Source organism: Parabacteroides hominis, from assembly GCF_014287585.1.
In the GTDB taxonomy this organism is placed as follows: domain Bacteria; phylum Bacteroidota; class Bacteroidia; order Bacteroidales; family Tannerellaceae; genus Parabacteroides; species Parabacteroides hominis.
Genome location: NZ_JACOOJ010000011.1, coordinates 32,084 through 51,957, shown reverse-complemented (window position 1 = coordinate 51,957; position 19,874 = coordinate 32,084). Strand labels below are relative to the sequence as shown.

Here is a 19,874-nt window from a genome sequence, read left to right as displayed (position 1 = left end):
GTGAGCTTTGATAATTATAGTGCGTAGGAGTGATAGATGCCATATTTGTCTATCACTTATGTATCACCGGTTTTCTGAAAGTCATAGTCTTTGTTTTGCAATATAAGCATATATTAATCAATTAGTTGGTATGTTTTGTTTCCGGACACCCGGATGTCCGGAGCAGAAACATCCGGGTGTATGGGGAGGCTACACCCGGATGTTGAAAGGTGCAAGATGGGGATGTTTGCGAGCATTTCCGCTTGTTTTCCGTACTTTTCTTGCTTGTTTTAAAGAAAAAGTACCTTAAGGGGACCAAAGTACTCCGGTGTAGATGCATGTAGGCGTGCTTAGTATAATTTAAAGAATAATGGAACTGCCAGTAGATGGTAATCAGGGATATTTGTGTAAATTTGCCCGGAAATAAAAGAGTTTATGGAAGTAAAGATCATCAATAAGTCACACCATCCGCTGCCGGGATACGCGACTCCGCTGTCGGCAGGAATGGACATTCGTGCAAATCTGGCGGAACCGGTAGTGTTGAAACCCCTTGAACGGAAACTGATTCCGACCGGATTATATATCGCGCTGCCGGAAGGTTATGAGGCACAGATGCGCCCCCGTAGCGGCCTGGCATTGAAACATGGCATCACATTACTGAACACGCCGGGCACTATCGATGCGGACTATCGCGGCGAGATCGGCATAATCCTGATAAATCTCTCATCCGAACCGTTTACCGTCAACGACGGGGAACGTATTTGCCAGATGGTGATCACGACTCACAGCCAGGTCGTTTGGCAACCGGTGGAAGGTCTTGACGACACCGAACGGGGAGCCGGCGGCTTCGGTCACACGGGGAAATAATTAAAAATTAAGAATTAAGAATTAAAAAATATGGGAGGGATGCTAAAGTCTCTGATCTCGATATCTTTTCTATTATTCCTGATCGGGAGTTCGCAATCGTTGAGGGCGCAGGATCAGGATGCGAAGGTGGGAATGTCGCCGAAGCCGAATAAAGTGAGTGCCGGGGATCAGCGGAAGTTCGATTACTTCTTCTACGAAGGGCTGAACCTGAAGACAGCCGGAAAATTCGATGCCGCTTATGATGCCTTTAACCATTGTCTGACGATCGACTCGACTGCGTCGGCTGTCTTATACGAACTTTCTTCGTTTTATGCCCAACTGAACCGTCCGGAAAAGTCGCTGGAGATGTTGCGGCGTGCGGTGGCTTACAGTTCCGATAATTTTACCTACCGGCTGGCGTTGGCGACAATGAGCCGTAACCTCGGTATGTTCGGCGAAGCGGCGGAAGAGTATGAGAAGCTGGTAAAAGATTATCCCGGAAAACCGGAGTTGAACTATTACCTGGCGGATGCGCTTACGCAGGAAGGTGAAATCGGGAAGGCGATCGATGCTTATGACGCCCTCGAATCGTCTATCGGCATGAGTGAAGCGCTTTCGATGCAGAAATATAAATTGTATAACGCGTTGGAGCAGACCGATAACGCCTTCAAAGAAGTGGAAAAGCTTGCTGCCAAGTTCCCGATGGAATCCCGCTACCAGATCATTTTGGGTGATCTCCACCTGGAAAAGAACGATACGGTCAAAGCCCTGAAATATTATCAGAAGGCGCACGAAATCGATCCGGAAAGTCCCTATTACATTGTCTCGATGGCGAACTATTATGAAGCCGTCGGAAATAAGGACGCGGCCGAGACGCAGATACGCAATGCATTGGTGAATGAAAAACTGGATGTCGATACGAAAGTCGGTATCCTGTCCCGCTATATTCTCAAACTACAGCAGACGAAGAAGGGGACCGAGAGCGCGAATGCCCTTTTTCAGACATTACTGGAACAACATCCGGAAGATATCGATCTGAAACAGATGTACGGTAGCCTGCTGATTACGCAGGGAAAGACTGACGAGGCCCGTTTCCAGTTTCAGTTGATTACCGAGATGGAACCTTCGGATGCGGCTGCCTGGCAACAACTCCTGAACCTGGCGTTGAAGTCGGAAGACATTCCCGAAGTGATCCGTATCTGTACCCGTTGCCAGGAGCTTTTCCCCGATGCGCCGGAGTATTATTTTTATCTTGGAATCGCTTATTTCCAGCAGGAAAAGTACCAGGATGCACTGGATACCTACAAGGCAGGCCTGGAGATTATCCCGGAGACGAACGTAGGGTTGAAGTCCGATTTTTACGGGCAGATAGGTGATATCTACTATCAGATCAAGAATATGCCGGAAGCCTACAAAGCGTATGACGAAGCCCTGAAATACAATGACAAGAATGTGGTCGTCCTCAATAATTACGCCTATTTCCTCTCGCTGGAAAAGAAAGACCTGAAAAAGGCGGAGCGGATGAGCGCGTTGGCGGTCAAACTGGAACCGAACAATTCGACTTACCTCGATACCTATGCCTGGATATTCTTTGTGCAGGGAAACTATACGCTTGCCAAGATATACATAGAGAGCGCGCTTGCCAACGATACGACCAAAAGCTCCGAGCTGGTGGACCATTACGGCGATATCCTCTTTATGAGCGGGGAGAAGGAAAAGGCGCTTGAACAGTGGAAGAAAGCGAAGGAGATGGGGAAAGAAAGCGATGTGCTGGATCGTAAGATCGCAGAGGGAACCTATATAGAAGAGGAGGTCAAGAATGAATAAGATAAGCCTTGCCTTTGCGCTGGCCTTTTTTATCGCCCTGTCGTTCACGGGTTGTAAATCGACCAAGAAAGTCGGTACGGTCGAAGCGGGCGGAGCGAAAACGCATAACGAGTTCTTTGCGCTTATGCAGGAGCAGGCGTTCAAGTACGAAACCCTGACCGCACGCCTGAACGTGGACCTGAACCTGCCGGGCAACAATATGAGTTCGCGTGTGGATCTGAAGATGGTAAAAGACAGTGCTTTCCAGTTGTCCGTACAACCTTTTTTAGGTATCGAGGTTTTCCGTGCCGAGATCAGTGTGGACAGCGTAAAGGTGATCGACCGCATGAACAAGCGTTATGTAGCCGATAATTACGCCAACCTGAAAGGGCAGACGCCGATCGAGTTCAATTTCTATAATCTGCAGGCTCTTTTCACCAATCATCTGTTCCTTCCCGGGCAGCAGGGGATCAGCCCGAAGCAGTACAACCGCTTTAAGCTGAAGCAGGACGGGCCCGCAGCCGAAATACAGGTGGAGGATGTGATGGGGCTGCTGTACACCTTTATGGCGGACGGAGAGGAGAAGATTCTCTCAACCTGTATCACCGAACCTTCGGATCGTTACGCCCTGCAATGGGACTATGCCGATTTTCGCCTGGCAGACGGGCAGCCGTTCCCGATGAAGATGGATGTGCTGGTGATGAAGGATGGTGCTTCGCAAGGGGGAATTACGTTGCATTTCTCCCGTATGCAGACGGATGTCCCGGTGAAAATGGATTTTTCCATTCCTTCCAAATATAAACGTATCACATTATCTCAGATCATCAAATCTTTGAGTAGTAATAAAATGTAAGATGAGATACTTCTGGTTCGTCATATTCGTACTGTCGATAGGTTCTGTTTCCGCGCAGAACTCGGCAAGAGTACGCGAACTCGAAAAGCAGCGTAAAGCCGCACTTGCCGAGATCGAGATGACCAGCCAGCTATTGGACGAGACACGGCAGACGGCGCGTAACTCGCTGAACCGGCTGAACCTGCTCTCCAAACAGATCCTTTCCCGTAAACAGGTCATCAGCCTCCTGAACCAGGAGATCGGGGAAATAGACAAACAAATAGCCGCTTCCCGACGGAACATCTCCCAACTGGAAAAAGAGTTGGGGAATAAACGGCAGAATTACGGGAAATCGGTTCAAAGCATGTACAAGCGGCGCAGTTCGCAGGATAAGTTGCTGTTTATCCTTTCCGCCGACAATTTCGCCCAGTCCTTTCGCCGTATGCGTTACCTTCGCGAGTATGCCGACTGGCAGAAGATGCAGGCTTCCGAAATCATCGATAAGCAGAAGGAGATTGCCGACAAGCAGAAAGAACTGGAAAAGACGCGTGCCGAGAAGAACGCCTTATTGGGTGCGCGCGAGGATGAAAGCCGCAAGCTCCAGACCGAGGAATCGAGCCAGAAAGAGGAGGTGCAGCAGTTAAACAAGAAACAAAAGCAGTTGCAGGCCGACCTGAAAAAGAAGAAGAAGCAGGCTGATGCCCTGAACCGCCAGATCGAAAAGCAGATAGCCGAAGAAATCGCCCGTGCCGAAGCCGAGGCCAAAGCCGCCCGAGAACGGGCAGCCCGCGCAGAACGCGATCGCTTGGCACGTGAAAAGGCGGCTGCCTCAGGAAAGAAAGTCCCTGAAACAAAGCCGGAGACGGAGCCGGTCCGCGAAGAACGTGTCGCCGACACCAAAGGCGGATATGCCATGACAAAAGCCGAGAAGCGCTTGTCCGATGATTTTGCAGGCAATAAGGGTCGTTTGCCTTATCCTGTGTCCGGTCGCCATACGATTGTCGCTACCTTTGGCGAACAGCAGCATCAGGAACTGAAGTATGTCCGTACGAATAACAGTGGTATCGATATCCAAACCGCTCCGGGTGCGGATGCCCGTGCCGTGTTCAATGGCGAGGTGACGCGCGTGTTCGTTGTTCCGGGATATAACAACTCGGTCATTGTCCGTCACGGTAACTATCTGACGGTCTACAGTAACCTGAGCCAGGTCTATGTGAAGGCAGGCGATAAAGTGAGCACCCGCCAGGCGATCGGAAAGATTTTCACCGATACCGAGGACGGCAATGCTACGATCCTTCATTTCCAGCTTTGGAAAGAAAAGACGAAATTGAACCCGGCGCCGTGGCTGGATTGACGCAGGTGTTGCGTCAGGGTTGACTCCCGTCATGCGTCAACCGGAGTTTCCGGAGTGCGAACCTTACATCCTCTTTATTAATCAGAAATTCCCTCGGTCGGGCTCCTGTTTTCCAACAGAAGATAATCATGGAGAATGCCAGCATGGTGCTGAATGCGATACTGGAACTGATGGCCGATCCGACCACTCCGTAAGACGGAATTAGCAGATAGCCCGAAACAAGCAGGCTTATCAAACCGACAAAAGAACTTCCCGCGCTGTAGCGTATTTTTCCGCTCCCGATAAAATATTGGCTTAGTATACTGTTACAGGCCAGTGCAATGATTCCGGCTGACAGTCCTGTTATGACGTTGCGCATCCCTGCAAACTCGGCACTGAACAGATAATCTGTGTACACCCATTCCGGTATCAGGAGAATACAACCGGTCGCAAGCGTGACGGCGCAAAAAGTAAGCTTGAAGAACCGGAGCGTGATCTGTTTTTGCTCGCCGGGATTATGTGTCCGGGCAACGCGGCTGTACTCGATAAAGCCGATGCTGCGGTTGATATGCCAGACGCTTTCGGAAATCTTGGTCCCCGCGTCCAATAGCCCGACACTTCCCAATCCTGCGAATCGTTTGATCAGGAAATAGTTGAGGCGGGTGGTCAGGATTTCGGCGATATTGTCTGCACTTCCCCAAAGCCCGTAGGCAAACATCTCCTGTAGGAGCGCGTACCCCGAACGTCCTTTCCGCGGGTCTGCCTCTTTCTTGCGCAGGAAAGGCAAGAGCAGAAACAGGCTGACAAGGAATGCGACCCCGTTTGTGAGATACATTCCCCACAGATAGGCGGTTACATCCTGTTTCTCCAATCCGTAATAAAGGAATAGCAATACAAAGAACAATAATCCCCCTTGCAGGACAAAGGTCAGGTTGAACCCGAAGATCCGATTCTTTCCCAGCAGGAAACGGGAGTTGGCAGCAACGAGAGAGGTCAGGATGGAAAGGATATAAATATCAAGGGCATACCCTTCGGGAAGCAGTCCGAGAATGGCCATGCAACCGCAAGCAATACCCGCTCCGACCGGTGTCCAGCAGTAAGAAGGCAAAAACACGGCTTGCATGGAATAGCGGTTCATGAAATAAACAATTGTATTTCCCGCCAATATTCCGCAGAACATGGTTGCGATTCCTATTGCCGCCAGGATCAGTCCGACCAGCCCGACTCCTTCGACACCTAATGCTTTGGCATTGATAAAGATCAGTGCCAGGTTCAGGATGGCAATCAGATAGCGGGTGCTGATGGTTCCGAAGAGATCTCTCATATTAATTGAAAGTTGAAAGTTGAAAATTGAAAGTTTGAAGAAAGAGAAGATGCGGTAGAGTGATCTTTCTCATTTTCAACTTTCAATTGTTAATTGGTCGAGCAGCTTGATATACAAATCGATCGCTTCCCGTATTTCCATCAAGCCGATATATTCGTCGGCGGCATGGGAACGGGCGGAGTTTCCCGGCCCGATCTTCACGGAAGGGAAGTGCATCAAGGCCTGATCGCTTAAAGTAGGCGAGCCGAAAGGTTCTTTTCCCATCATAACGGCACGGCGTACGAACGGATGTTGCAAATTCGTACGGGTGGAGTTGAGGCGGAAGCTGCGGGCTTTTATTTCGCAGCCGACCTGCGGCTTGATCAGTTCGAACAGCTTTTCGTTGGGATAAAATTCGTTTGTCCGGATATCGACGGTGAATTCGCAGCGGTCCGGAACGACATTATGCTGTGTCCCGGCATGGATAATCGTGACGCTCATCTTTACCGGTCCGAGGAAATCGCTTTTTTCCGGGAACTGATACGTGTTGAACCACTCGATATCTTTCATGGCAAGCGTGATCGCATTGATCCCCTCGTTCCGGGCGGCATGTCCGGCTTTACCGGTGCTGACGCAGTCCAGTACCATCAGCCCCTTTTCGGCTACGGCAGGTTGCATGCCGGTCGGTTCGCCGACAACGGCGAATGCGATAGGGGGAAGGTCGGCAAGAACGCTTTCCAGCCCGTTCTTGCCGGAAACTTCTTCTTCACATGAAGCCAGGAAGATCAGGTTGTAAGGTTGTTCCTTCCCTGACAACACCCTGAATGCTTCATAAAGAGAAACCACGCTCGCGCCTGCATCATTGCTGCCAAGGCCGTACAGACGCTCGTCTTCCGTCTCCTCCGGATTGAACGGATCTTTGGTCCACCCCGAAGCCGGCTTGACAGTGTCGATATGGGAGTTAAGCAGCAGGGTCGGTTTGTCCGGATTAAAATCCGGAGCAATCAGCCACAGATTATTCCCCTTGCGGTTCACCTTATACCCGGCCTTTTCCCAGCTCTGTCCGAGAAAATCCGCCACTTCTCCCTCTTCCCTGCTGAAAGAAGGACGTGAAATCATCCCTTTTAATAGGTCTATTGCGTCGTAGTACATGATATGTTTTTATTCCGTTAATATCTTATCCACCGTCTCCCTGTCTTTTTTCAGTTGCTCGATCAGTTGGTCGAGGGTGTTGAATTTGATGTCGCCTCGTACGTGTTGTATGAACGCGACTGTTATTTCGTTATTGTAGATGTCGCCGGTGAAGTTGAGGATGTTTACTTCCAGTGTGATGTTGTCACCGTTATCCAGAGTCGGGCGGTTGCCGATGTACAGCATTCCCTTGTAACGCTGTCCGTTCAGATACACCCGAACGGCATATACGCCGATGCCCGGAATAATCTTGAAAGGCTCGTCCACCTGGATATTGGCGGTCGGGAAACCTAATTTCCGGCCTACCTTATAACCGCTGACGATGCTTCCTTTCAGCCCGTAGGGATAAGTCAGCAGATGATCCGCCTCCTCCACCCGGCATTCCGAAAGAAGCCTCCGTATTTCGGAAGAACTGACAGCCGCCTCTCCTTCGCTGTATTGCGAAGCCTTGATAACCCGTATGCCGCAAGCCTCGCCATACGTTACATACTGCTCGAAGCCATCCTCGCGGTTATGCCCGAAACGGTGGTCGTAGCCGATCAGCAACGTGTCCACATGCAACCGGTCTGCCAATATGGTAGTGATGAACTCTTTTGCCGTCAGGCGGGATAGTTCGAGCGTGAAATCCAGCACGATGCAATAGTCGATCCCCGTGGAAGCCAAATGTTTCAACTTTTCTTCGAACGAATTGAGCAACTTCGGCTGATAGTCGGCATGCAGGACAGCACGGGGATGTTCGGGAAACGTGATAACGGCGGAAGGCAACCCGGCGGCTTCGGCCACCTGCTTCAGTTCGTGAATCAGAAAACGGTGTCCCAGATGAACTCCATCGAAAAAGCCGATAGTGGCTACCAGCCTTTTCCCTTTCAATCTCTCCGTGTCTCTAACAACTATCATCTTTTCAGTCTTAGGTACTTATAATTATATCTACAAAAGTACATAAAAACTATGAGTAATAATAATACGGAAATAAATCGTACATTTGGAAAGTGATTTGAACGAAAAACATTTGTATTAAGTTTATATGAAAAAAACATGTATCTCCCTATGCCTGATCGTCTTTGCAGTACTTCAGGCATACGCATCCTCTTCTTGGAAAGAGACAAGAACGGTTGTCTTTACTCCCGCAGGAGGTCAAAAAACACATCTGCTTCAACCCGATCAGAGTATCTCCGAAACCGTTACGTTCGGACAGTCCGGAATCCCGACGCGGAAATTTCTGCGCGTAATCGGAGGAGTGAAGATGCCTGCCCCTTTCCAGAACAGAGGTGAAGAAATGTTCCGCCGGTCCGAGTTTTATATTGACGACAACCTGGACTCGGTGATCCGTAAAAAAGACCGTTATTCGCTTTATTTCAAAGGCGAAGACAATAATTTCGAACGCCACGCCTATTACCGCATTTCCGGTAAGTTGCTGAAAGCGGGTGAACTGACGGTTACATTGCCGGTCGTGAAGAAACAGGATTTGGCTGTTTCCGGGAATGGCGATTTCGGGGTCGGGATCGAGCTGTTCTACCGGAAACCGGGACGGGCGGCAGACGATATCTATGACAAACCGGATTCCGTGCTCTACATGCCGGTTCCGGAAGGTACGGGAAAATACCAGGCGGTGTCTGAGACATTCGCGTTGCCGGAAGATGTGGCTTGTGCCTTCCTGCGTGTCGGCGGGACGCATTTCAGCGGCGAATGCTGGGTGGAAGCTCCGCGCCTGACACAGAACAAGAAAGCGGTTTGCTCCATACCATTCACCAAGTTTGCCCAAAAACCGGACAACTACAACTACTGGATCGGCTGTAACCTCGCAACCCGCAGTTGGCCGATGTGGAAGCTCGAATTTAACGGGGAGACGCTCTTTGAGGGAAACATCTTCGACCGCGCTTCCGATGTGGCGGACTTCTATATCCCGCTTCCGTCTTCCCTGCAAGGGAGTGGCGAGATGAAGCTGACACTCCGGAAAGAGCCGCATCGCGCCGCTTATCCGTATGAACTGCGCGGCCTGGAGATCATCGAAGAGACCGCACGCGATTTCGAAGTCGTTTCCGTCCCCGAATATGTTGCCAAAAACGCCTCTTTCGGTATATTGGTAGAAACGAACAAGCCGAATGTCAGCCTCAAAGTGAAGGCAAACGGCGCTGCCACGCCCGCCGAGCAGGAGTGCCTGTTTGAAACCCCCGGTCTGCATGTCGTGGAAATGCGTGCAGGCGAGGCCGGCCACGCCGTCCCGCTGGTGTTTGACGACGGCAGCCGTACGGAACAGGCGCAAATCCGCCAGGTGATCGACAAGGAAGCGGAGCAGATTTACCTTTCGTCCGGTGACGAAATCTATATTGACAAGCAATATACGCCGTATGATTATTTCTTCAAATGGTATATCTCCAACCGGATCGGTAACTGGTATCAGTTCCGCCCATCCTACCAGTGGAGCGGTTTCCGCGTTGCCGATCCTGCCATAATCGGCCATTACACCCAGTTGCTGGATCAACTGAAAATCCCGTATGCCTGGCAAGTCGAAGGACGTACGCTGGCAGGAAGCCGTATCAATCCCTCTTTGGAAACATTGGCCTCCCCGATGTTCCGCGGCAAGCAGGCGCATGAGAATGACGGCGGCTACTATTACTGGCAGCATTTCCTGTACCAGGGAGTTTTCTCCGATATGGCGGCACGCAACCGTCCTTATGGCGGAATCTTTGCCAAACATCGTCCGATTTATACTGACCACGGCGTCTTTATCCATTATGATCCGGAAGGGGTGACGGACATGGCCGACGGCGCCCGCAAGCTCGTTGCCAACTTCCGCTATTCCAAAGGCCCGAGTACGCGCCATACGGGACCGTCCACGCTGTTCCGCTATCTGTATCAAGCCGGTTACGACTGGCTGGGAGCCGAACAGATGTACGGGCCGGAAGAAATCATACTTTCCTCCCTGCGTGGTGCATCCCGCGCCTACAGCCGTCCGCTTTACGGGACGCTTCATGCCATGCAATGGGGCTCAGGGCCGTTTGCCGATCCGAAACACTCCCTGCGTCTGTATATGTCGCTGGCTGTTGCCTATATGCACGGCTCTTCCCATATGAATACGGAAGAAGCCTTGTGGACGGACGAATATATGAACGACCGCTATTCCGTTTCCGGCAAGGAACACTTGTTTGCCCAGCATCAGATGCTCGATTTCGTGGAAACACATTCCCGCCGCGGCGACCTGAGAAGCAATATTGCCGTGATCCAGGGACGTAACGACGCCTGGAAATCGTTCGGCCGCGGCAGCCTGTGGTCGCAGAAGGGCGATAAATGGAAGTTCGACAAGGCATGCGAAAGTTTCGATCTGCTGAAAGTCTTCTATCCGGACAATATCGTGGATGGCTGCGGGCCGGAAGGTTGGTTTACTTCCACCCCTTACGGTACGGTCGATCTGCTGCCTGTCGAAGCGCCGCAAGACGTGATGGGCCGGTATAAGGCGATGATCTTCCTCGGATGGAACAGTTACGACGCGAATGACTTCCTGCGTATCCGCGATTTTGTATTCAAGGGCGGAACGCTTTTGCTCACGGCAGCCCATCTGAATGAAGAGTTGCAGCCCGACCAGCCGGTCCGTTTCCCTGCCGACGATGCGGTTATCCGTGAGATGTTGGGAGAGAACTACCAGCAGTTGGCAACAAAGACGGAGATTGCCTTCGGTTTGGGAAAAATCATCTATTTCCCCCGGAAAGCCTATCCTGCCGAAACAACGTTGAAAGCCGATTACGTGGCAGCCATGAAAGAGATTGCTGCCAAGACTGCCGGCGAGGAAGCCTGCAAAGGCTGGATGGAGGCGGCTCCTTCCGTCGGTTTCACGGTTTGGGACCACTCGGACCGTCGTACGATCTATCTGTTGAATGCCGATTGGGCGAGCGATCAGGATCAGCGCCCGGCCACCTTTATCTATAAAGGTAAAAAGTTCCCGGTAGCTGTTCGCCGCTATCATGTCGAGACCATCCATTGTGCTGACGGATTAGCTGTTATGCCGGCTTCCAATACGACGGATATCCTGTCTGTCTGCAAGAAAGAAAACGGTTGGGCGGTCAAGGTCCAGACTACCGGAAACGATGTTGTCCAGTGTATGAATGCTATTACCGGAAAGGTCGAACCTGTAAAATTCGATAAGCCGGGTGTACATGAAGTGTTTGTTAATGAATAATTAGATTTTTTTTCTACATTTGCAAATATGGGGAATACATCTTTGGACATAGATCAATATCAGCATATTTATACGGAGTATGCCCCGATGTTGATGCGTTTTGCGGAGAAGTTCGTTTCCGGCTTCTTTGCAGAAGATATTGTTCACGATGTATTCCTGAAACTGTGGGACAAGCAGGTATTCCGCCTCCCGGAGAATGACCTGAAAAGGGTGCTTTATGTCTCCGTCCGGAATGCCTGCCTGGATTGCCTCCGCCGCATGAATATGGAACAGGAGATCATCGACCACCGTGCTCTTCAGTTAAAATTGGATGAACTTGACTTTTTTGAGGCTTCCGACGAACTTTTCATGCGAAAAGACCTCCTCGATCTGTTGATGAAAAAGGTTGCCGAGCTGCCTGAAAGAAGCCGGGAAGTCTTCCGCCTGTCCTATCTCGAAGGCCTGAAAGCGGCCGAAATAGCAGAACGCTTGAATCTCTCCGTCCGCACGGTCGAGAACTTGCTCTATCGCTCCCTCCTTTATCTGCGTAAGAACTGTTCGAATCTGTTCCTGCTTATCTTCCTTTTATAGAGAGATTGTAAGTTTCTTTTTCGCTTTGTCCTTCCCTGAAAGTCGGCATCGAACCGCTTGCCGATAATTGTCAGCAGGCCTGTCGACAATTGTGAGCAGACTTGTCGACATCTGTCAGCAGGCTTGCCGACAATTGTCGGCAGGCAACTGGTTGCAAGGAAAAAATTGGGTTGTTGCAGGTTGTCAAGGGGATCGATAGGCATTTGAACCTTGTCAAGTATTTACAAAAAATGACAATAAGGGGGAGCCGGCGCGGGGACAGGGGAATATTGACACACCAACTTAGAGCCTGTTTGAATTTTCCTGAAATCATTATGATGAAAATATTTTATAAAAAAATCATTTTTCTTGTGAGTACTTTTTCTTTCCCGTTCGTTGTGTATATGTAAGAGCCAAGTTAACCATGCGTCGACTTTGTCTTTACATCTAATAAATAAGTGAAAATGGAAAACGAACATTCAGAATTAATCATCGGGTATTTGCAAGGACGGCTGCAAGGTCGTTCCCTGGACGATTTTTATGCCTGGGTGAATGAAAGCGCGGAGAATAAAAAATTGTTTTTCGAGACGAAAGCGCTTTATGAAGCCTGTGCCCCATCCCGCGATGCTTCTGAAATACAAGATAGCTGGCTACGCCTTCTCGATAAGAGAAAGTCTCGCCAGCGTAAAAGATTCCCCCTATTAACCCGCATAAGTACTTATGCGGCTGTGGCAATGTTTGCCGCAGCCGTTACTTCTACTGTGTTTATCTTTTCTTCAAAAGAACACGATGGCCTGATCACCCGCTATGTCGGTGGAGATGGGCTTGAAGCGGATGTGGTAGTCTTGCCGGACGGAACCCGCGTCAGCCTTGGGAGCAGAACTTCTTTCTCCTATGATTCCCGTTATGGTAAATCCAAGCGTGTCGTGTATCTGGAAGGGGAAGCCTATTTTGAAGTCGCCAAGGAAAAAGACAAACCTTTTATTGTCGAAACAAAGGAACAGTCTATCGAAGCGCTCGGAACAAAATTTAATGTGGCAGCCTATCCGACCGATTCGCTTCTGACGACAACCTTGCTGGATGGTTCCGTGTTGCTGACAACCCGGAATCTTTCACGCCCTACGATTTTGAAGCCAAACGAACAGTTCATATATAATAGAAATACGCAATCCGCCCTCCTTCAACAGGTCGACGCCAACCGGTTCGTTTCGTGGACTACCGGATATTATTATTTCCCCGAACAGAGTCTTGAGGCCATTTTGTACCGGTTGAGCCATGTTTACGGCGTGCAGTTTACTGTCAAGTCGGAAGCACTGAACCACCGGACATTTACGGGAACTTTCTATCGCGGACAAAGCATTAAGGACATCATGGAAATTATCCATTTGTCGATCCCGATCCGGTATGCGATCGACGATCATCACGTAACAATATCAGAAATTTGAATAAAAACAATTGCTAATCTTAGAAAAGAAATGAATACCAGTTAGTCTTAAACAAAAAAAGAAGAGAAAATCTTGCCGGATCTTCTCTTCTAAAGTGTGAACAATTAAACTCCCATTGCCGTGGGATCGTGTTTAATCTTAAAAACATTCAAAAATATGAATAATCAACGTATAGTTGTTTCTCTTAACCTGAAAAGAACTATAAAAATCATGAAATTAACCGTGTTAATGTTGGCTGTTTGTCTGTCAAGCGTGGTTGCTTCCACCTATGCACAAACTGCCACTCTAAATGTTTCTGCGAAGAATGAGACTTTAGAAAAAGTGTTGAAACAGATCGAAAAGCAGTCTGAATTCCTGTTTTTCTATAATCTGGAAGAGATCAACAAGAATGAAAAGATCTCTATTAGTGAAAAGAATGCTAACATTCAGACCGTATTGGACGCCATTGCCGCTAAAACCGGTTTGAAGTACACGATCAAAGACCGCCACATCGTCCTGACTTCCGAAACGGCTCCGGCTTCTTCTGCTGCTGCACAGCAGAATCGCAAGGTGACCGGTACTGTAAGCGATGCTTTCGGCCCAGTTGCCGGTGCAAACGTTATCCAGAAAGGTACGACTAACGGTACGACTACCGATATGGACGGTAACTTCTCGATCGAAGTTCCGGCTAATGCCACTTTGCAGGTTTCGTTTATCGGATATATTTCTCAGGATATCGCTGTAAAGAACCAGAGCGTAGTCAATGTTCTGTTGAAAGAAGACTCTCAAGCGTTGGAGGAAGTGGTAGTTGTCGGTTATGGTACGATGAAAAAGAAAGACTTGACAGGTGCGGTTGCTTCTGTTAAGATGGATGATACTCCTGTCGGTACGGTTTCTTCTATCAGCCACGCTTTGGCCGGTAAAGCTGCCGGTTTGCAGGTAAGTACAATCAGTGCGCAGCCGGGTGGTCAGTCTACCTTCCGTGTGCGTGGTGCTGCTTCTTCAGATAAGGCCGGTAACGATCCGTTGATCATTATCGACGGTTTCCCTGTAAGTACGCCAGGTTCTTTGGATAGTGGTAACCAGTATAAGGATGGTAACACCGATAATATCCTGGGTTCTATCAACCCGAACGATATCGAATCTATTGAGGTGCTAAAGGATGCAAGTTCTACCGCTATTTATGGTGCGCGTGCTGGTAACGGTGTGATCATTGTAACGACAAAACGTGGTAAGAGTGGTGCTGCTAAAGTTCAGTATTCAGGTTCTGCTTCCGTTCAACAGATTGCCAAATCGTATGAAATGCTGGATGCTTCCGGTTTCATGCAGGCAACAAACAATTATAACCGTGAGTTGTGGTTGCGTACGAATGGTGTGGGAATTTATGGAGGTAAATCGGAATCAGATGTTGCGACTCCGTATGTGCCTAAATATACTGAATCAGAAATTGCCAATCCGGCAAATAATACGAACTGGTTCGACGAAATTTCACGTTTGGGCTTCCAGACTTCCCATAACCTGTCTGTAACCGGTGGTAACGATAATACGAAATATTTGGTTTCTGGTAACTATTTCAAACAGGACGGTGTGATTAAGAATAACGCAATGGAACGTTATTCCGCCCGTGTTAATCTGGATCAGAAATTGAGTAAGTATGTGAAGATGGGTATAAACCTGAATGTTTCCCGCAATGAATATGATAATGTGCCGTTAGGTGATGGACAGAATGAAAATGCAGGTATTTTGGTTTCTGCCGCTCAGTTCAATCCGGCATTACCGATTCGTGATGAGAATGGAGATTATTCTATGAACTCTGATGCCTCTTTCTTGCCGAACCCTGTGTCTTTGTTGGATATCACAGACAAGACAACAAAAGAACGCCTGTTAGGAAGCGTATTCTTTGAAGTGCGTCCGATTCAGGATTTGCTGTTGAAAGCAAACTTCGGTATCGACCGTAACTATCAGAAACGTAAACAGTATATGCCGACTACGACTCTTTACGGAGCCAGAGAAAACGGTTCTGCTTATGTGGCTCAGGCTGATAACTCTGATTACTTAATGGAATTGACGGCAAGCTACACGAAACAGATCGGTGAGCATAACTTCGGGGTATTGGCAGGTCATTCTTACCAGTTGTTTACATATGAAATGTTGTCGGGTAAGAATAATGACTTTATTACGGATGGCTTCTTATTCAATAACTTAGGAGCCGGTAATGCAAAACGTCCGACTGTCGGTTCAAGTGCTACGAAATCTCGTATGGCTTCATTCTTTGGTCGTGTGAACTATTCATTCAAGGATCGTTACCTGTTAACTGCTACTATTCGTACGGACGGTTCTTCAAACTTTGCTGAAGGTAATCGGTGGGGTGTTTTTCCGTCAGTTGCTGCCGGATGGAGATTCCTGGAAGAAGATTTCATGTCTCCGTTGAAAAGTGTGTTATCTAACGGTAAATTGCGTTTGAGCTATGGTGAAACCGGTAACTCTAATGTCGGTGATGTGGCTTACAGCTATTATAAGGTCGGAAATCGTAATAATATTTTCGGAGGTTCTATGGTCAATGGCGTTTATCTGGATCAACTGGGTAACGGTAATGTGACTTGGGAAACAACACGCGAGTGGAATGTTGGTTTGGATTTAGGATTCCTGAATGGACGTATCAATGTAACAGCTGAATATTACCATAAAATTATCTCGGATCTGTTGAATGAGCGTACATTGCTTTCTTATAACGAAGTAAACAAGCTTATTGCAAACGTTGGTAAAACACAGAGCCAGGGTTTTGAGTTGACAATCAATACAACGAATATCCGCAATAAAGATTTCGAATGGACTTCCGACTTGACATTCTCTTTGTATCGTGACAAGTGGAAAGAACGTGATCCGAACTGGAAACCGAGTGCTTATAGCGAATATAACGGATATATCCGTACGTTTGCAGGTTATTTGTCGGATGGTCTGGTTCAGCCAGGAGAAACAATCGACCACATGCCGGGTGCACTGCCCGGACAGGTAAAAATTAAAGATATTGATGGTTATGTATACGAAGCAGACGGCTCCATTAAGGTAGACGGACATGGTATTCCAATGAAGACCGGTAAGCCTGACGGTAAGCTGGATGATGCCGATAAAGTGATTTACGGAAGTAAAGATCCAGGATATTTATTAGGCTTCAACAATACATTGCGATATAAAAATTTTGATTTCAATATCTATTTCTATGGACAGTTTAACAAATTGTCTGCTGGTAGCTATAAGAAAACATGGATCAGTAATAACGTAAATGACTTGCGTCGTGGTTATAATCAGCCGACTTCTATCAGCGATCTTTGGAGTTCTTCTAATCCGAACGGAACATTACCGGGTTATTTCCAAACAGAGAGCGCATATGGAACCGGTGATTACTATTACGAAAAGACGTGGTTTATTCGTTGTCGTAACATTACGTTAGGTTATAATATTCCGATTAAGACCAGCAAACATATTTTGTCAAACGTACGTGTATACTTTGATGTAAACAATCCATTTATCATTACTCCGTATACAGGTCTTGACCCTGAAACTGATGTTTCAAGTGATAAGACCGATGCTTCACAGTTGCAATGGGCTTACCCGAACGTTCGTACATACAGCTTCGGTTTAGATATTACATTCTAATAGTATAAACAGATAAAAATATAAAGATAAAGTCATGAAAAAATTATTATATACAGTAATGTGCTGTTGCGCATTAGCCTCATGTACTAATTTGGATTCGGAGAGATACGACGCGATCAATCCGGATTTCTTCCCGACAAATGAAAAAGATGCAGAAGCCCTTGTCGTAGGGGGTGTTTATGCTCCTTTCCGTAGTGCGGAATATAGCGGTGTGTTCAGTACGGCTCACAGCTTCCAGGTTATCGGAGATATGTCAACCGATATTGCTGTTTGTTGTTGGGTAAATGATAGCTGGATTCCGTTAACGACTCACAACTGGACCCCGAACCATTATTATACGACTCTCAATTATACGGACTATGCCAAATATCTGGGTACAATGACATTGACATTAGATCGTATTTCAAAAGTAGAAATGAGCGATGAGAAAAAAACTTTGCTGGTAGCTGAAACTCGTTTCGGACGTGGATGGTTGGCTTTCATGTTGTATGATTTCTATGGTCCTATTCCAATTCCGACTTTGGAAGATTTGCTAAACCCGTTGGACGAAATCATCGAACCGCGTGCGACTCAGGAAGAAATGACAAACTTCATTGAAACAGAATTAACAGAATCTCTGAAAGGTCTGCCGACCCGTACGACACAATTCGGACGTTTCGACAAAGGCTTGGCATATACGGTTCTGATGAAGTATTACATGCACGAAAAGAATTGGGCAAAAGCAGAAGAATGCGGTCGTGAATTAATGAAAGCTGAATATGGTTATGGATTGATGGACAGATATTCAGATATCTTTACACTCGAAAATGAAGGTAACAAAGAAATTATCTTTGCTTGTACGCAAGAAAGAGGAACTGCTCTGCAATTGTGGCATGACCATGCACTGCCGGGCAACTATCCAACTCAGAATACTGCTATTCAGAAATGGGATGGTTATAAAGTTCCCTGGCCTTTCTACCGTACCTTTGAGGAAGGAGATGACCGCCTGTCTGTATTGGTTGGCGAATATGTAGGTACTGATGGTGTTCTGTTCAATGAAGAGTCCGATATTGCCAAGCATGGTAACCTTTATTCAGGAGCTGTCCCTGTAAAATATGGTGAAGACCCAGAATCTACAGGTGACGGTAGCCAGATCGACCTGGTTGTTTACCGTTATGCAGACGTCCTGACTTTGCTTTCTGAAGCAATCGTACGTAAAGGGAATGCTGTTACTTCCGAGGCATTGGATCTGTTGAATCAGGTTCGTGTACGTGCCAAACTGAATCCGTATACAATGAGTGATGTAAAAGGTGTAGATGACTTCTTGCAGAAAGTATTGGATGAAAGAGGACACGAACTTTGGTTCGAAGGTGTCCGCCGTTCCGACCTGATCCGTCACGGACAGTTTATCCAGAATGCAAGAGATCGCGGTTGTACGACTACCAAAGATGAATTTGTCTTATTCCCGTTGCCTCAAGCTGTAATCAACGAAGGCAAGGGTAAGATCATTCAGAACCCAGGCTATTAATCCGATTCTTTTAGAGTCTATATTTAATTGAGAAAGGGCCGCTTCATTTGCGGCCTTTTTTCTCTCCGTAAACAAGTAAATATAATGAGTAATAAACATCTATTAAGTACACTTCTTGTCTGTTCCCTTTTGTCGGTCAACTTACAAAATATACAGGCGCAGGATTATCCCGCCAGCCCGTTGGAAAAAGATGGTTATCGTTTGATCTTTCACGATGAGTTCGATGGGAAAGAGATCGACCGGACGAAATGGATTCCTGAGTATCTGCCATCCTGGCCGAAAGACCGGACTGTCTGTACACCGACATACGAGATGAAAGACGGAGTGGTCCGTCTGACGATCGACCGGGATTCAAAAAATGAGTTTGATAAGGGTATGTATATATCGGGTTTTATGAGTGCCAGCCGTACCGGTATGCACCACTATGATCCGAAAAGGAAAGCCCTTCACCCGATTAAAACGGAAGCTACGCAAATAAACCAGTACGGCTACTACGAAATGCGTGCCAAGATGCAAGCTGGGGGCGGTGTGCATTGTGCCTGGTGGTTGATCGGGTTTGAAGATGATCCGAACCAGAGTTGCGAGATCGACATCTTCGAAATATTGGGGACTGATGTCGACCGTATCTGGTCTACCGTGCATAGCTGGAAAGACTCGACGATCCAGTATCACACGGAACATCCCTGGTTTGCCAATAAGAAATTGGCGGAAGAGTTTCATGTATATGGCTTTGACTGGACACCGGAAGGTGTAACTGTATATGTGGACGGCATACAGGTGATGACGCATAAGGCGGCGATCACTTATCCGCTGATCCAGATTATCTCTTTCTATGACAACCGGAAAGCGAAGAACGGCTGGACAGGGACTTACGATCCTTCCGTCCCGTATCCGAAGAGTTTCGATATCGACTATATCCGCATGTACAAGAAGATACCCGAAGGCTGTCAGGCCGTACCGGAAAATGAGTTGCGCATCACTTCTATCGAACCGGCGCGCTTGCAGGTCTCCGAAGGAAAAGCTACCTTGCGCGATATTGACGGGCATGTGACGCGCGAGTTGTTATACACGCCTTCGTTTGTGAACGTGCATTATAACGACGGAACGGTAACACAACAGTTTGTGGAATGGGAACCGTTGAGCGATAAAACCTTCCGCCTGGTTCAGGATGCCGGAACGGTTATCGTGAACGGCAAGATTACCGGCCTGCCGGAGGCTTTGCTGAAAGGGCAGGAGGCTACATTAATTATAACAACAACTAAAAACGATTGAT

13 protein-coding genes are annotated in these 19,874 nt (G+C 47.9%); 10 read left to right on the top strand and 3 right to left on the bottom strand.

From position 1 onward, the window contains the following. The first annotated feature begins 414 nt into the window (after window positions 1–414). The 4 genes from dut to H8S65_RS08395 all read left to right on the top strand — a co-directional run bounded on the left by dut (window position 415) and on the right by H8S65_RS08395 (window position 4,817). Complete coding sequence (gene dut, locus H8S65_RS08410; RefSeq protein WP_186929543.1) at window positions 415–846, top strand: dUTP diphosphatase; 432 nt, start codon at window positions 415–417, stop codon at window positions 844–846. Between the two features lie 132 nt (window positions 847–978). Further along, a complete protein-coding gene (locus H8S65_RS08405) occupies window positions 979–2,652 on the top strand; it encodes a tetratricopeptide repeat protein (RefSeq protein ID WP_436277871.1) in 1,674 nt (557 codons plus the stop codon). Next, window positions 2,645–3,484 (top strand): lipoprotein insertase outer membrane protein LolB1, encoded by an 840-nt coding sequence (lolB1, locus tag H8S65_RS08400; protein ID WP_186929541.1) that lies wholly within the window; start codon window positions 2,645–2,647, stop codon window positions 3,482–3,484. Before H8S65_RS08405 ends, lolB1 begins: the two co-directional genes overlap by 8 nt. 1 nt (window position 3,485) lies before the next feature. Further along, a complete protein-coding gene (locus H8S65_RS08395; protein WP_186929540.1) occupies window positions 3,486–4,817 on the top strand; it encodes a murein hydrolase activator EnvC family protein in 1,332 nt (443 codons plus the stop codon). A 13-nt stretch (window positions 4,818–4,830) separates the two neighbouring features. On the opposite strand, the gene H8S65_RS08390 is transcribed toward H8S65_RS08395, so the two are convergent. The 3 genes from H8S65_RS08390 to ribF form a co-directional block, all read right to left on the bottom strand. Next, complete coding sequence (locus tag H8S65_RS08390; RefSeq protein ID WP_186929539.1) at window positions 4,831–6,120, bottom strand: lipopolysaccharide biosynthesis protein; 1,290 nt, start codon at window positions 6,118–6,120, stop codon at window positions 4,831–4,833. A gap of 75 nt (window positions 6,121–6,195) precedes the next feature. Beyond that, a complete protein-coding gene (locus H8S65_RS08385) occupies window positions 6,196–7,251 on the bottom strand; it encodes a M20 family metallo-hydrolase (RefSeq protein ID WP_186929538.1) in 1,056 nt (351 codons plus the stop codon). A 9-nt stretch (window positions 7,252–7,260) separates the two neighbouring features. Further along, window positions 7,261–8,187: a riboflavin biosynthesis protein RibF gene (gene ribF / locus H8S65_RS08380; RefSeq protein ID WP_186929537.1), complete on the bottom strand. Its 927-nt coding sequence runs from the start codon at window positions 8,185–8,187 to the stop codon at window positions 7,261–7,263. A gap of 127 nt (window positions 8,188–8,314) precedes the next feature. On the opposite strand from ribF, the gene H8S65_RS08375 reads away from it, so the two are divergent. The 6 genes from H8S65_RS08375 (at window position 8,315) to H8S65_RS08350 (ending at window position 19,873) form a co-directional block, all read left to right on the top strand. Further along, window positions 8,315–11,464, top strand: a complete 3,150-nt coding sequence (locus H8S65_RS08375; protein ID WP_186929536.1) for a hypothetical protein — start codon at window positions 8,315–8,317, stop codon at window positions 11,462–11,464. Window positions 11,465–11,491: 27 nt separating this feature from the next. Beyond that, window positions 11,492–12,034, top strand: a complete 543-nt coding sequence (locus H8S65_RS08370) for an RNA polymerase sigma-70 factor (protein WP_186929535.1) — start codon at window positions 11,492–11,494, stop codon at window positions 12,032–12,034. 443 nt (window positions 12,035–12,477) lie between these two features. Beyond that, window positions 12,478–13,458, top strand: coding sequence for a FecR family protein (locus H8S65_RS08365; RefSeq protein WP_186929534.1), 981 nt, complete (start codon window positions 12,478–12,480; stop codon window positions 13,456–13,458). A gap of 156 nt (window positions 13,459–13,614) precedes the next feature. Then, a complete protein-coding gene (locus tag H8S65_RS08360) occupies window positions 13,615–17,094 on the top strand; it encodes a TonB-dependent receptor (RefSeq protein ID WP_186929533.1) in 3,480 nt (1,159 codons plus the stop codon). 34 nt (window positions 17,095–17,128) lie between these two features. Then, window positions 17,129–18,601 (top strand): RagB/SusD family nutrient uptake outer membrane protein, encoded by a 1,473-nt coding sequence (locus H8S65_RS08355; protein WP_186929532.1) that lies wholly within the window; start codon window positions 17,129–17,131, stop codon window positions 18,599–18,601. 84 nt (window positions 18,602–18,685) lie between these two features. Next, window positions 18,686–19,873, top strand: coding sequence for a glycoside hydrolase family 16 protein (locus H8S65_RS08350; RefSeq protein ID WP_186929531.1), 1,188 nt, complete (start codon window positions 18,686–18,688; stop codon window positions 19,871–19,873). Window position 19,874 lies beyond the last annotated feature (1 nt).

Bases quoted from the DNA above. Each gene is read 5' to 3' on its own strand.
- H8S65_RS08355 (WP_186929532.1), top strand. From the start codon at position 17,129: ATGAAAAAATTATTATATACAGTAATGTGCTGTTGCGCATTAGCCTCA.
- H8S65_RS08370 (WP_186929535.1), top strand. From the start codon at position 11,492: ATGGGGAATACATCTTTGGACATAGATCAATATCAGCATATTTATACG.
- H8S65_RS08395 (WP_186929540.1), top strand. From the start codon at position 3,486: ATGAGATACTTCTGGTTCGTCATATTCGTACTGTCGATAGGTTCTGTT.
- H8S65_RS08375 (WP_186929536.1), top strand. From the start codon at position 8,315: ATGAAAAAAACATGTATCTCCCTATGCCTGATCGTCTTTGCAGTACTT.
- H8S65_RS08365 (WP_186929534.1), top strand. From the start codon at position 12,478: ATGGAAAACGAACATTCAGAATTAATCATCGGGTATTTGCAAGGACGG.
- lolB1 (WP_186929541.1), top strand. From the start codon at position 2,645: ATGAATAAGATAAGCCTTGCCTTTGCGCTGGCCTTTTTTATCGCCCTG.
- ribF (WP_186929537.1), bottom strand. From the start codon at position 8,187: ATGATAGTTGTTAGAGACACGGAGAGATTGAAAGGGAAAAGGCTGGTA.
- H8S65_RS08405 (WP_436277871.1), top strand. From the start codon at position 979: ATGTCGCCGAAGCCGAATAAAGTGAGTGCCGGGGATCAGCGGAAGTTC.
- dut (WP_186929543.1), top strand. From the start codon at position 415: ATGGAAGTAAAGATCATCAATAAGTCACACCATCCGCTGCCGGGATAC.
- H8S65_RS08385 (WP_186929538.1), bottom strand. From the start codon at position 7,251: ATGTACTACGACGCAATAGACCTATTAAAAGGGATGATTTCACGTCCT.
- H8S65_RS08350 (WP_186929531.1), top strand. From the start codon at position 18,686: ATGAGTAATAAACATCTATTAAGTACACTTCTTGTCTGTTCCCTTTTG.
- H8S65_RS08360 (WP_186929533.1), top strand. From the start codon at position 13,615: ATGAATAATCAACGTATAGTTGTTTCTCTTAACCTGAAAAGAACTATA.
- H8S65_RS08390 (WP_186929539.1), bottom strand. From the start codon at position 6,120: ATGAGAGATCTCTTCGGAACCATCAGCACCCGCTATCTGATTGCCATC.